This window comes from Shewanella schlegeliana (assembly GCF_016765635.1).
GTDB lineage: Bacteria > Pseudomonadota > Gammaproteobacteria > Enterobacterales > Shewanellaceae > Shewanella > Shewanella schlegeliana.
This window is the reverse complement of sequence record NZ_JAESVD010000002.1, coordinates 76,533-88,835: the sequence shown is the minus strand read 5'-3', so window position 1 is coordinate 88,835 and position 12,303 is coordinate 76,533. Positions and strand designations below refer to the sequence as shown.

Below are 12,303 nucleotides of genomic sequence, written 5' to 3'. Positions count from 1 at the left end.
GAATAATGGATAAGTTAGGTCAGGAATGGGTATCTGCTGCTGTCGATGGTGAAATTGATGAGCACACGTTAGCTGAATTAGTCGCTGACGCAGATTCACATGAGCAGTGGCGTGATTATCATATGATTGGTGATGCGATGCGTGGCGAGTTATCAAAGACAGTGTCTTTGGATCTTAGCGCAAGCATTATGGCGGCCATTGACGAAGAGCCTGCGATTGTTGCGCCTAAGCCAACAACTGTGGCCAAAGAGTCAAATTCTGGCGCGACAGGTAAAGTTATTCCACTGTTCAAGCAATTTGGCCAATACGCTATTGCTGCGACTGTTGCCATGGTAGCGGTAGTGGGCGTACAGAATTATAACCAAGATAGCTTAGTGGATAACTCTCCACTGCCAGTGCTCAATACGCGACCATTAATTGGTAGTGCCTCACCTGTGAGCTTACAAACTGGTGCGGTGCAACAGAGCCAAAGCTATACCAATGATCAGATGGCCGACCAACGTCGCCGTATCAATGCCTATATTCAAGATCATATGTTGCAACAAAGATTGAATAATGGAGTGAATATCGACGACAATAGCGAGGTCGATACTACACCTGTTGCTCAATAATGAGGAGTTAGCTTGCGTCTAATCCTATTGGCTATTATAGCCATGAGTTTTCCCGCGATGGCGCGGGAAGACATGCCCGCCAAAGCTTGGCTAGAAAATATGAGCCAAGCCCTGCGTGAACAAGAATTTAAAATTTCCCTTATCCAACTTCAGGCAGATCACATTCGGCCTTTGGTTTATATACACGGTAAAGTCAATGACGAAGAAGTGGCCTTTTTAGAGCATCTAAATGGACCGCCAAAAAACGCTGTGCGTGTGGGTAACACGGTTACCTTTATTGAGCATGATCAGCCCGCTTATAGCGTGCACTCTAATCGTATCCAGGGTGTTATTCCCGCAGCTTTCGCTGATGATATCTCGAAGTTAGAAACGGGCTATCAGTTTGTATTAGGGGGCCGCAGTCGAATTGCCGGACGTCCTGGCCAGCTCGTACGTATTATTCCAACCGACGATAACCGCTATGGTTATCAAGTTTGGTTGGATATGGATACCTACCTGCCACTGCGTTTTGACATGATAAGTGGTGACAAACAGTTATTAGAACAACTTTTGGTTGTTGAACTATTAGTGCTTGATGAAGTTCCCGCTATTCTGAAAGAGGCCTATAAGCAGGAATGGCCTCCTGTTCTGTCTCAGTCTGATAGAGAAGGCGGTGAAGATTGGCAGTTTAGCTGGTTACCAGCAGGCTTCAAGGTGCTGATTAAAGATCAGCACAGACTTATCGGTAGCAAGGAGGCGGTAGAATACATTGCTATAAGCGATGGTTTAGCCAATATCTCTGTTTATGTTGCCAAGGCTGGTGAAGCACCACTTCCCGAAGAGCTAGTGACACGCAACGGTTTATCACTCGCGACAGAGCGAGTCGGCAATGCCGAGGTTGTTGCTGTGGGTAAGGTTCCTGCTGAGACTTTGAGCCGTATCGCCAAGAGTATCATGTTACAGTAATGAAGGTTTTATCATGATGGAAGAGGTCGCCAGAGTTGTCGCCAATAGCAACTCTGGTTGGGTCGTGGTCGAGGTCGAAATGAAGAGCGCCTGTAATCATTGCGAAAGTGGTGATTCTTGTGGCACATCGGCCGTTTCAAAAGCGTTCTCATCTAAGGTTCAGCGTTTCTCTATTCAGAGTGATAGTCAGTTTGTTAAAGGCGAGCGTCTCAAACTGGGCTTGCCTGAGAGTGTGATTCTTAAAGCGGCTACGCTAGTCTATATTCTACCGCTTGTCGGCTTATTTATCGGAGCCTTTAGCGGTAATCAAATTGCCGGCTTAGCTGATGTTCACTCAGATCTGCTATCAATTATCGGTGCACTGTTTGGCGCTTTAGCCTTTTGGGCTATGGGAAAGCGAGCGGCTAAGAGATTAGAAGAGCAGGCACAGCCCGTTATAATCAAGTCTCTTGGCAAGCCTATCGAGATCGTTAATTAGCGCTATCTAGGCCACAAGAGTTAATTTTCCACCGTAATCGCACTATAAAAATTGGTATTAAAGCTGCAATCGGGTACAATTCTGCACTTTAAAATTTTTATCAACTTCGAGTTAAGTCATCCCAGCATAATGAAGCATATTAGAAACTTTTCAATTATTGCCCATATTGACCACGGCAAATCAACACTATCAGATCGCCTTATTCAAGAATGCGGTGGCTTAACCGATCGTGAAATGGCTGCGCAAGTTCTCGACTCAATGGATATTGAGCGTGAGCGTGGTATTACCATTAAAGCGCAAAGCGTAACTTTGGACTATTTAGCGAATGATGGTGAAACTTACCAGCTAAACTTCATTGATACCCCAGGCCACGTTGACTTCTCTTATGAAGTTTCACGTTCACTTGCTGCGTGTGAAGGCGCGTTGTTGGTGGTTGACGCGGGTCAAGGCGTTGAGGCACAAACTCTAGCTAACTGTTACACGGCGCTAGAGATGGATATGGACGTTGTTCCAGTCTTGAACAAGATCGACCTGCCGCAGGCTGATCCCGATCGTGTTGCCGAAGAAATTGAAGATATCGTGGGTATCGAAGCGACAGATGCCGTTCGATGCTCAGCTAAAACTGGCGTTGGTATTAAAGACGTACTTGAAGTTATCGTTGCCCAAATTCCACCTCCTGAAGGTGATCCTGAGGGACCACTTCAGGCACTGATTATTGACTCTTGGTTCGATAGTTACCTAGGCGTTGTATCTTTAGTGCGTATTAAGAATGGCGTACTGAAGAAAGGCGATAAGTTTAAGGTGATGTCTACGGGCCAAACCCATAACGCAGATCGCGTTGGTATCTTTACGCCTAAGCAAACCGATACTACCGAGCTAAAAACAGGTGAAGTGGGCTTTGTTATCGCGGGCATTAAAGAGATCCATGGTGCACCAGTAGGTGATACCTTGACTCATGCTAAACACGGCGCATTAGAGCCACTACCGGGCTTTAAGCGTGTTAAGCCACAGGTTTATGCGGGTGTATTCCCAATTTCTACCGATGATTACGAGAACTTCCGTGACGCATTGAACAAGCTTAGCTTGAATGATGCATCGCTATTCTTCGAGCCAGAAACATCTTCTGCACTGGGTTTTGGTTTCCGTATTGGTTTCTTGGGTCTGCTCCACATGGAGATCATCCAAGAGCGTCTAGAGCGCGAATACAACCTAGAGCTAATCACGACTGCGCCAACCGTAGTGTATGAAATCGTTCAGACTAATGGCGATACTATTTACGTAGATAACCCGTCAGATCTGCCAGCAGTTAATAATATTGCTGAGATGCGTGAGCCGATTGTTGAGACCAATATTCTGGTACCAAAAGAGTATTTGGGTAACGTAATCACTCTGTGTATCGAAAAGCGTGGTGTACAGACCAACTTAGTTTATCACGGTAACCAAGTGGCTTTGACCTACGAATTGCCAATGGCTGAAGTAGTAATGGACTTCTTCGACCGTTTAAAATCAACCAGTCGTGGTTATGCGTCGCTTGAGTATAACTTTATCCGCTTTGAGCCCGCAGATATGGTGCGCTTAGACATCTTGATTAATGGCGATAGAGTCGATGCGTTAGCGATGATTATTCACAAAGGTTTGATCCGTACTAAGGGTCTAGCACTTGTGAACAAGATGAAAGAACTTATTCCTCGTCAAATGTTTGATATTGCAGTTCAGGCAGCGGTTGGTAGCCAGATTATCGCCCGTTCATCGATTAAAGCGATGCGTAAAGACGTAACGGCTAAGTGTTACGGTGGCGACGTTTCTCGTAAGAAGAAACTGCTGAACAAGCAGAAAGAAGGTAAGAAACGCATGAAGCAAGTGGGTAACGTTGAGGTGCCACAAGAGGCATTCTTAGCGGTACTTAAGCTTAATGATTAAGCTCAATCGTTAAGATTTGTTAATATATCGCTAGTCTGTGCGCCGCAATTTGCGGCGCTTTCATTACTGGCGTATAACCATTACTGACCTTGGCGCTATCGCCATAAAACCGATTATGTTTGGCAGGAGTTAATTTTATAATGGCAGCCTATTTTTCTCTAATTTTGGTGTTAGTTACCTTAGGTAGCGGCCTAATTTGGATGGCCGATGCACTATTTTTTGCGCCTAAGCGCCGTGAGAAGTTGGCAATGGCTCAAGCAGCACAGGCAGACTTGAGTGAAGAAAGCGCTGATAAGATTATGCGTGAGTCAGCGTTAGTTGAAACATCAAAGTCTATCTTCCCTGTTATCGCTTTTGTGTTGATCCTACGTTCTTTTATTTATGAACCATTTCAGATCCCATCGGGCTCAATGATGCCGACATTGCTTGTGGGAGACTTTATCTTAGTAGAGAAGTTCAGCTACGGCATTAAAGATCCAGTTTGGCGCACTACACTTAAAGAAACTGGCAAGCCTGAGCGTGGCGATGTCGCTGTATTTAAGTATCCGGTGAACCCACAGATTGATTACATTAAGCGCATCGTTGGTCTACCGGGCGATCGTATTATCTATCGTAACAAAGAGCTTTATATTCAGCCTGCCTGTAAAGAGGGACAAAGCCCTTGTCCTGAATTAAAAATGGTTGATAGAGCCTTGGTTAACCGTGGTGAGTTTTCTCAAAATGGTACGCCTTTGATCCGCTATAAAGAGCAGTTAGGTGATGTGAGTCATGACATCTTAATCAATCCGACTCGCCCAGATATGATTAGCCACTATTTCCGTCAAGATAATGTACCGCTAACGGAGTTTATTGTTCCAGAAGGTCAATACTTCGCGATGGGTGATAACCGAGATAACAGTCAAGACAGTCGCTACTGGGGTTTTGTACCTGAAGATTATCTAGTGGGTAAGGCTGTGGCAATTTGGATCAGCTTCGAATTTGACAGAACGCCAGCAGACTTTTTACCGACTTGGATCCCAACAGGGGTTCGCTTTAACCGTGTAGGCGGAATTCAGTAATATGGAACCGATTAAAAATATTCCACGTTTGTGTCGTACTTTAGGGTATGAATTCAACGAAAAGGCATTTTTAGATCAAGCGTTGACGCACCGTAGTGCGTCTAACAAGCACAACGAAAGATTGGAGTTTCTAGGAGATTCAATCTTATCGATAGTGATCTCTGATGCCCTTTATCACCAATTCCCAGCGGCCACCGAAGGTGACTTAAGCCGTATGCGAGCAACACTCGTTTGTGGCAAGATGCTGGCGGAAATCGCAATTGAGTTCAAACTCGGCGATTACTTAAAGCTTGGTCCAGGAGAGCTAAAGAGCGGCGGCTTTAGACGTGAGTCTATTCTTGCCGATGCGGTAGAGGCGATTATCGGTGCGATTTATCTCGATTCAGATATTGAGAACTGCCGTAAGCTAGTACTTAGCTGGTACGAGTCGCGTCTCAAGGTCATCGAGCCAGTAAACCAGAAAGATCCTAAAACATTGCTGCAGGAATACTTGCAGAAGTTTAGAAAGCCACTGCCAATTTACAAAGTGGTCCATACTGAAGGTGATGCTCATGAGCAGACTTTCACCGTTGAATGTATTGTTGAAGACTTGAGCAAAGCCGTTATCGGAGTAGCCAGTTCACGCAGAAAAGCGGAACAGAGTGCTGCAGCTCAAGTGTTGGAGTTAATTAATAAATGAGTGACAACAAAGATTTACCCGAAAGCCACGAGCCAAGTTTAGACGAACTACTGGCCAATATGAACAATCCGTCGTCTGCGGTTAAGTACGCAGTGACCTATTGTGGCATGGTCGCGATCGTTGGTCGTCCGAATGTGGGTAAGTCAACGCTGCTGAATAAGCTACTTGGTCAGAAGATCAGTATTACCTCTAAGAAGCCGCAAACAACGCGTCACCGTATCATGGGTATTCATACCGATGGTCCGCGTCAGGTGGTGTTTATCGATACGCCTGGCCTTCATATTGAAGAGAAGCGTGCGATTAACCGCTTGATGAACCGCGCCGCAGCGAGTTCACTTGCAGAAGTCAGCTTAGTGGTATTTGTTGTCGATGGCATGAACTGGACGCCAGACGATGAGATGGTTCTGCGTAAGCTGCAGAGTCGTGATGATGGTCGTAAGACGATTCTTGCGATTAACAAAGTCGATAATATTAAAGATAAAGAAGCACTATTTCCGTATCTTGAAGAGTTATCGAAGAAGTTTCCGTTTGATGAGATCTTACCTATCTCAGCAACTCAAGGTACTAACGTGCAGCGTATTCTCGATATGGCTGTGGAGTCTGTGCCAGAGTCGCCACATTACTTCCCTGAAGATTATGTGACAGACCGTTCACAGAAGTTTATGGCATCAGAGATCGTCCGTGAAAAGCTAATGCGTTTCTTAGGTGATGAACTGCCTTATGATTGCACCGTTGAAATCGAACAGTTTAAGATGATGGAAAACGGTGTTTACCAGATCAACGCGTTAGTGTTAGTTGAGCGTGAAACGCAAAAGCGTATGGTGATCGGTAATAAAGGCGAACGTATTAAGAAGATCAGTTCTGCTGCCCGCGTGGATATGGAAGTCTTGTTTGATAATAAGGTGTTCCTAGAGATGTGGGTCAAGGTTAAGTCTGGCTGGGCCGATGATGAACGTGCGCTGCGCAGCCTTGGCTACGGCGACGAGTAGCGTCAAGCTAGCTTGAAAGTTAATCGAGCGAATCATGCCTCTTTTTAGTGATAAGAAGAGGCATTTTTATAGCCAGCACACTAACACTATTTTGCAAATGGGATGAGATAATCATGGAGCGTGGCTACGTTCTTCATAGCAGACATTTTCGCGATTCAAGCGTCATCGTTAACCTGCTCGTCGATGGTATGGGACGGGTCGATGCTGTGGCGCGTCTAGGTAGCGCTAAAAACTCCATTCGCAGTATCATACAACCTTTTCAACCTTTGATTTTTCAGTTGCAGGGCAAATCCGAGCTTAAAAATTTAAAACAGGTCGAAGCTGCCAGTCCTGCGGTACCACTCAGTGGTGATTGTCTATACTCTGGCCTCTATCTTAATGAGCTACTGATCCGTTGTTTAACGGTGCAACATAGCGCAGAGGGGCTCTTTTTTGAGTATCATCGTACACTCATGACTATGGCTGCTGAGTTTGAACAAAGCCAGCTAAGATACTTTGAGCATGCGCTGTTAAAAGAGCTAGGTACCATGCCATCTCTGGACGTTGACCCGAGTGATGCACCGATAACAGCAAGTGGTTTCTATCGCTTAGATCACGATCATGGCTTTACACCTGTCATCACAACCGAGTTTAATCGGCATAAGTTTTTTACTGGCGAGATGTTGGTGGCGCTTAATCAGCGTACCCTTAGCGTAGAGCAGTTTCTTGAAGCTAAAAAGTTGATGCGTCTGCTGTTAGCGCCGGTGCTGGGTGATAAACCACTGCATTCAAGAAGTTTATTCGTTAAAAAGCTCAAACCTTAACTAATACCAATCAGTATAAAGATTTGGTCGCTCAGCGAGAGTTTAGCGGTTATGAGGCAAGGTCATTAAGTGCTCCTGCTTTAATGACATTCGCAGCATCCATGCTGCTCGCAACGAGTGAAGAGCATAGTAATTCTACGTTTAAGCTCGTTAACATTGCATCATAGCTGCTAAAATTCGCCATTCTGGAGCGTTTTTGGCTGCCTACTTCTGCGTTGAACAACTTCACAAGGGAGCAACCATTCTTTCAGTTATTTGCCTTGAATTAGTATGCCAAAAAACGTTCTGAGTAGATCAACTTCTTATACTTGTTGGTATATATATAATTTCAATTCACTTAAGTCTGCCATACTGGCTAAAGTCGAGTCCTATCAGTACAATATCTTATTTATTTCAGCTTACTTTTTAAGGAACAATCATGAGCCGGATCCTATTGGGCGTTAACATCGATCATATTGCGACTCTACGTCAGGCACGCGGGACCAATTATCCAGATCCAGTTCAAGCTGCAGCGGTTGCAGAGCACGCTGGTGCAGAAGGCATTACTATCCATCTGCGCGAAGATCGTCGCCATATTACAGACAGAGACGTGTATATTTTAGCTAAGACGCTAAAGACTCGAATGAATTTTGAAATGGCTGTTACCGAGGAGATGCTAGATATCGCCTGTGATATTAAGCCTGCCTATGTTTGTTTGGTGCCAGAGAAGCGTGAAGAGCTAACGACCGAAGGTGGACTAGACGTTGCGGGTCAGCAAGAAAAGATAGCTGCAGCGGTTGAGCGTCTAACCAAGCTCGGGATTAAGGTTTCTCTGTTTATCGATGCTGACAAGACTCAGATCGATGCCGCTGTTGCCGTTGGCGCGCCAGTCATTGAGATCCACACTGGCTGTTACGCCGATGCAGAAACCGATAGCGAACAAGCTGCTGAGTTACAACGTATTACTGAGATGGCAACCTATGCCCATGGTAAAGGCTTAGTGGTCAACGCCGGTCATGGTTTGCACTATCATAACGTAAAAGCGATTGCAGCGATCCCTGAGCTGTATGAGCTGAATATCGGCCATGCGATTATTGCTCGCGCAGCTATCGATGGTTTAGCCACTGCCGTACGTGATATGAAGCAATTGATGCTAGAAGGTCGCAGAGGCGAATAAGCTTTTAGGTCATGGTTACTGATAAGCCGAGACATGAGTTCTCGGCTTTTTGGCTAAATATCTAGGTCTAGATTTAGGCCTGCTATGTTGCCTGAGTTATTTTAGGGGTTAATGGGGAAGCATTATGATTGTTGGTTTAGGCACTGACATTGTTGAAATCGCTCGAATTGATGAGCGTATTTCCGCGGCAGGCGATGAGACGCTATTAAACTGTCGCTTAGCAAAGCGCGTGTTAACTAAAACCGAGTTTGCACTCTTTGTCTCATCGAGCCAACCAGGGCGATATCTTGCTAAGCGCTTCGCAGCTAAAGAAGCTGCAGCTAAGGCGTTGGGAACTGGCATAGGCCGCGGCGTTTCATTTCAACATATTGAGATCAGCAATAATGCTAATGGTGCTCCGTTGGTGATGTTCAGTGACGGTGCCGCCGAACGCTTGGCTCAGCTTGGTGGAAGCCGAGCACACCTCTCCATAGCCGATGAGAAGCACTACGCAACGGCAACAGTGATCCTAGAGTCTTAATGCTGTTTTTTTTGAGTCGAGACTCATTATATGCTCACCATTAATGTCTTGCTCGCCAGTAAACTGGAAACCTAACTTATGATATAGAGCGATAGCTTTATCATTATTTGGGTAAACACTTAAGAAGATCTGCTGACAGTTAAAGTGGTTAAATAAAAAAGTTAATAGTAATTGTGCAAAGGCTTTACCTAATCCGCGCCCCTGAAACTGCTTGTCGATAAGAAAGCGGTCAAACCAAACTCGACTTTGTTGCGATTCGTCAAATAGACCATACATCGCAAAACCTGCTATTTGCTCGTCTATGCATAGCGCTACAGGTGTGTAGCGCCTATCCTGTAGCGCCTCTTCTAGGCAGGTGGCAATAGGCTCTATAAAGTCACATTGTTCGGTATTGAGTTGTAAATTGAGTAAGGCATTTCGGTTGCTCTGATTGACCGTTTGGATGCTAAGCGAAGGTGCTACGAGTGTCATTGTTTGTAAAGTTGATAAAGTCTTAGGGCGGATGTTACTGCTTATTAGGCCAAGGCTACAAGCAAAATACGCAAAGAACAGCGGTGTTTGAGCAGCGTACTGATCTCTAAGTGAATCTAAGAAAAGTACGCTGTTACTGTTGGCGATATTAGTATTTATTCATCATCAAACTGATCTAAAAATGCTTTAGATGGCATAAAGAATAAGCAGCCTGTCTTAGCCTCAACAAAGTCCAGTAGACGGTCGTAATGACCGTGTTCGTCTGCATTGATCATCTGGCTAAGTGAGGTTTCAATAATCGATGGCGTGGCAGCAAAGCCAACAAACATGGTGCCATGTTCCATAGCATTACCGTATGGCCGATTTTGTCTAAGCATTTTAATCTCTTCACCATCGATCTCCACTTTGCTTTTAGCATTGTGGGCCCAAGCGGGTTTAACGTCATCACTTAGCTCTACATTATCCATCTTGGTGCGGCCAACCACCTGCTCTTGATATTCTGTGCTCTGCTTATCCCATTGACCCTGGCGGTCGACATAACGCTGAACATGTAAGTAGCTACCGCCTTGATGCAGTGTTACATCGTCAGCAACTAATACCGCCTCTGTGCGTTCATTGCCTACAGGATTTTCAGTGCCATCGACAAAGTCAATCATGTCGCGATTATCTAGATACTTATAACCCTGAATATCTTCAATTAAGTTAGCAATATCGTTAAAGCTATTGCGAATGTATTTTGCGGCCTGAAAGTTCAGATCGATTCGTTCAGATTTTATCATCACGAAGATATCACCAGGCGTTGATGGGAAGTGACGTTCGCCGTTGCTCATCTCCACAAAGGTGTGCAGTTCGCTCGGTGTTGGTTGCTCAGGGAATAGTTGTGGCCATGCATTAGCAGAAAAACCGATGGAGATATTTAAACCAGCGGTTAAATCTTTTTGGTTAATCGATTTTTCAATACCAATAATGTCGCCAATGCAATCGGCAATAGCCTCTGTACTTGCGGAGTTAGGTTTAAGGCAAAAAGTGAGGTATTCAACATGGGAGGTTGGGTTAGATAAAACCCCTGATTGTGCGAGTGAGCATAGCGCTGTCATTAAAGTTTCCCCATCAAAAAGTTAGCAGTGATAGTCCCTAATAAAGAGTGTAGTGGAACTTATCGATATTAAAAAACTATACGCCTTTAAATCATAATGTGAAATTAACTCCCGTTAATTATTGTCATTACCCTCATTTTGGATGATGGGGAGAGGGGAGAAGCTCTTTAGTGAATCTAGGTTTTAGTGACGGAGGTTGTGATTTTGCTGATGAAACGAGGAGTGGTGGTTAGGTTGTTTGTGAACTGCTAAGTCTCTGTGTATTCTGCTGCAGCGTTATCTAACTTTATGTTTTACCTGATGGTAATTAACTTAGGTTGTTATCTACCCCAATTTAATCACAAGAGTAAGCACATGCCGTTTATCACTAAAACAAAACGTTATACCTATCTTATGGTGCTGATGATCAGTGTTGGTTTACTATCGGCGTGCGGCGGTGATATACAGCTTCCAATTAGTGAGGACGACTTAGAGCAAATTACCTGTGACGCGCAATATCAAAGTGATTGTCCTGAGACTTATCGAGGTGAGTTATTTACTGGTATTGCGACTAATTATGCTTATGGCAAGGCGTTTTATAGAGCGACTCAGTATCAAGATGGACTCGAGCACGGCTATAGCTTCTCAACGCTCAATAATCAACTCAATGAAACCGCTTGGTATAAGGCGGGTAAGTTAGATGGTAAACAGATTAGTTACCACTTTTCGACTACAGGAAAGCCACAATGGGTGAGACTGTATCAAGCTGGCGTGAAAATAGAGCATTGGCTTTATGATGAGCAGGGCGTAATCCTCAGCTATAAGCGGTTTGAAGGCGATAAAGAGGTCGAGAGCATCAGTTATGAGAAGGGCCGAGAATGGCGGCTGTATTATTTTGTTGATGGTGAAAAGCGCCAGCGTCACAAAGACTATTATGCAGATGGCCAGCTTGAGAGTAATAGTGAATTCATTTATGCCGATTATAAAAAGCTGAATGAGAAAACTTACTATCGTAATGGTCGCTTAAGAAGCAAATTTAACTATGACAGAGCAAGTAACAGCGGGATGTTAGAAACCTATGGCTCAGATGGCAAGCGCCGATCAGAGCAGCATTATGGCTATAACCCGTTAAATACTCGCCATGGGGTGCAGCTAACCTTCTGTGGTGAAAATGGCCAAGTTGAATCTTCGGAGCATTACAATATGGGGGTAGCGGATGGAGAGTTTAAGAATTATCACTGTAATGGACAATTGGAAAACAGCCGTACCTATGTAAATGGTCTGGTTATAGATAAAGAGATAAAAACCTATAGAGATAACGGTCAGCTGATGCTAGTAGAGAAGCTAGATAGCAAAGGTAAGGTCACACATACCACCTACTATGATGAAAGTGGAAAGTTAGATTCTCAATGGTAGTCGCTTGTAGAAATTGAGTTTTGTATTTAGCCGTTCACATTCGGGCTTGCTAAGGTTTAAACGTTAGTGAGCCAATATTTGATCCCAATCTATTTGTTATATCTTAAATTCATTTTTAAACTACCTGTCCTGTCCTGCCCTATTTAGTTATCCCTCTAAATAGGTAGTAAATAGAAGATCT

At 44.4% G+C, this 12,303-nt stretch carries 13 protein-coding genes; 11 read left to right on the top strand and 2 right to left on the bottom strand.

Going from position 1 to position 12,303, the window contains the following annotated elements; genetic code table 11:
• Positions 1 to 5 precede the first annotated feature (5 nt).
• From JMA39_RS03440 to acpS, 10 genes are all read left to right on the top strand, one after another.
• A complete protein-coding gene (locus JMA39_RS03440; RefSeq protein WP_202720437.1) occupies positions 6 to 611 on the top strand; it encodes a sigma-E factor negative regulatory protein in 606 nt (201 codons plus the stop codon).
• A 12-nt stretch (positions 612 to 623) separates the two neighbouring features.
• Positions 624 to 1,556 carry a MucB/RseB C-terminal domain-containing protein gene (locus tag JMA39_RS03435; RefSeq protein ID WP_202720436.1) on the top strand — a complete coding sequence of 311 codons (933 nt, stop codon included), beginning with the start codon at positions 624 to 626 and terminating at the stop codon, positions 1,554 to 1,556.
• Between the two features lie 13 nt (positions 1,557 to 1,569).
• Positions 1,570 to 2,034 carry a SoxR reducing system RseC family protein gene (locus JMA39_RS03430; protein ID WP_202720435.1) on the top strand — a complete coding sequence of 155 codons (465 nt, stop codon included), beginning with the start codon at positions 1,570 to 1,572 and terminating at the stop codon, positions 2,032 to 2,034.
• A 129-nt stretch (positions 2,035 to 2,163) separates the two neighbouring features.
• The gene (gene lepA, locus JMA39_RS03425; protein ID WP_202720434.1) at positions 2,164 to 3,954 is read left to right on the top strand and encodes a translation elongation factor 4; all 1,791 of its coding nucleotides are present in this window, start codon (positions 2,164 to 2,166) and stop codon (positions 3,952 to 3,954) included.
• Positions 3,955 to 4,094: 140 nt separating this feature from the next.
• Entirely contained in the window at positions 4,095 to 5,012 is a 918-nt protein-coding gene (lepB, locus tag JMA39_RS03420) for a signal peptidase I (protein WP_202720433.1), read from the top strand.
• Between the two features lies 1 nt (position 5,013).
• On the top strand, positions 5,014 to 5,691 hold the full coding sequence (rnc, locus tag JMA39_RS03415) for a ribonuclease III (RefSeq protein ID WP_202720432.1): 678 nt from the start codon (positions 5,014 to 5,016) through the stop codon (positions 5,689 to 5,691).
• A complete protein-coding gene (gene era / locus JMA39_RS03410) occupies positions 5,688 to 6,680 on the top strand; it encodes a GTPase Era (protein WP_202720431.1) in 993 nt (330 codons plus the stop codon). The genes rnc and era overlap by 4 nt, the downstream gene beginning before the upstream one ends.
• Positions 6,681 to 6,793: 113 nt before the next feature.
• Positions 6,794 to 7,483: a DNA repair protein RecO gene (gene recO / locus JMA39_RS03405; RefSeq protein ID WP_202720430.1), complete on the top strand. Its 690-nt coding sequence runs from the start codon at positions 6,794 to 6,796 to the stop codon at positions 7,481 to 7,483.
• 418 nt (positions 7,484 to 7,901) lie between these two features.
• Positions 7,902 to 8,639, top strand: a complete 738-nt coding sequence (pdxJ, locus tag JMA39_RS03400) for a pyridoxine 5'-phosphate synthase (protein ID WP_202720429.1) — start codon at positions 7,902 to 7,904, stop codon at positions 8,637 to 8,639.
• A gap of 124 nt (positions 8,640 to 8,763) precedes the next feature.
• A complete protein-coding gene (acpS, locus tag JMA39_RS03395) occupies positions 8,764 to 9,159 on the top strand; it encodes a holo-ACP synthase (protein WP_202720428.1) in 396 nt (131 codons plus the stop codon).
• Here acpS and JMA39_RS03390 read toward each other — a convergent pair.
• Positions 9,148 to 9,630: a GNAT family N-acetyltransferase gene (locus JMA39_RS03390; protein ID WP_202720427.1), complete on the bottom strand. Its 483-nt coding sequence runs from the start codon at positions 9,628 to 9,630 to the stop codon at positions 9,148 to 9,150. The genes acpS and JMA39_RS03390 overlap by 12 nt on opposite strands.
• A gap of 155 nt (positions 9,631 to 9,785) precedes the next feature.
• The gene (locus tag JMA39_RS03385; RefSeq protein ID WP_202720426.1) at positions 9,786 to 10,727 is read right to left on the bottom strand and encodes a Dyp-type peroxidase; all 942 of its coding nucleotides are present in this window, start codon (positions 10,725 to 10,727) and stop codon (positions 9,786 to 9,788) included.
• Between the two features lie 354 nt (positions 10,728 to 11,081).
• Here JMA39_RS03385 and JMA39_RS03380 point away from each other — a divergent pair, with 354 nt between their 5' ends.
• On the top strand, positions 11,082 to 12,122 hold the full coding sequence (locus JMA39_RS03380; RefSeq protein WP_202720425.1) for a toxin-antitoxin system YwqK family antitoxin: 1,041 nt from the start codon (positions 11,082 to 11,084) through the stop codon (positions 12,120 to 12,122).
• Positions 12,123 to 12,303 lie beyond the last annotated feature (181 nt).

Excerpts from the sequence above, each read along its gene's own strand:
- JMA39_RS03390 (WP_202720427.1), bottom strand. The coding sequence starts at position 9,630 with ATGACACTCGTAGCACCTTCGCTTAGCATCCAAACGGTCAATCAGAGC.
- pdxJ (WP_202720429.1), top strand. The coding sequence starts at position 7,902 with ATGAGCCGGATCCTATTGGGCGTTAACATCGATCATATTGCGACTCTA.
- recO (WP_202720430.1), top strand. The coding sequence starts at position 6,794 with ATGGAGCGTGGCTACGTTCTTCATAGCAGACATTTTCGCGATTCAAGC.
- JMA39_RS03380 (WP_202720425.1), top strand. The coding sequence starts at position 11,082 with ATGCCGTTTATCACTAAAACAAAACGTTATACCTATCTTATGGTGCTG.
- acpS (WP_202720428.1), top strand. The coding sequence starts at position 8,764 with ATGATTGTTGGTTTAGGCACTGACATTGTTGAAATCGCTCGAATTGAT.
- JMA39_RS03440 (WP_202720437.1), top strand. The coding sequence starts at position 6 with ATGGATAAGTTAGGTCAGGAATGGGTATCTGCTGCTGTCGATGGTGAA.
- rnc (WP_202720432.1), top strand. The coding sequence starts at position 5,014 with ATGGAACCGATTAAAAATATTCCACGTTTGTGTCGTACTTTAGGGTAT.
- JMA39_RS03385 (WP_202720426.1), bottom strand. The coding sequence starts at position 10,727 with ATGACAGCGCTATGCTCACTCGCACAATCAGGGGTTTTATCTAACCCA.
- era (WP_202720431.1), top strand. The coding sequence starts at position 5,688 with ATGAGTGACAACAAAGATTTACCCGAAAGCCACGAGCCAAGTTTAGAC.
- JMA39_RS03430 (WP_202720435.1), top strand. The coding sequence starts at position 1,570 with ATGATGGAAGAGGTCGCCAGAGTTGTCGCCAATAGCAACTCTGGTTGG.
- lepA (WP_202720434.1), top strand. The coding sequence starts at position 2,164 with ATGAAGCATATTAGAAACTTTTCAATTATTGCCCATATTGACCACGGC.
- lepB (WP_202720433.1), top strand. The coding sequence starts at position 4,095 with ATGGCAGCCTATTTTTCTCTAATTTTGGTGTTAGTTACCTTAGGTAGC.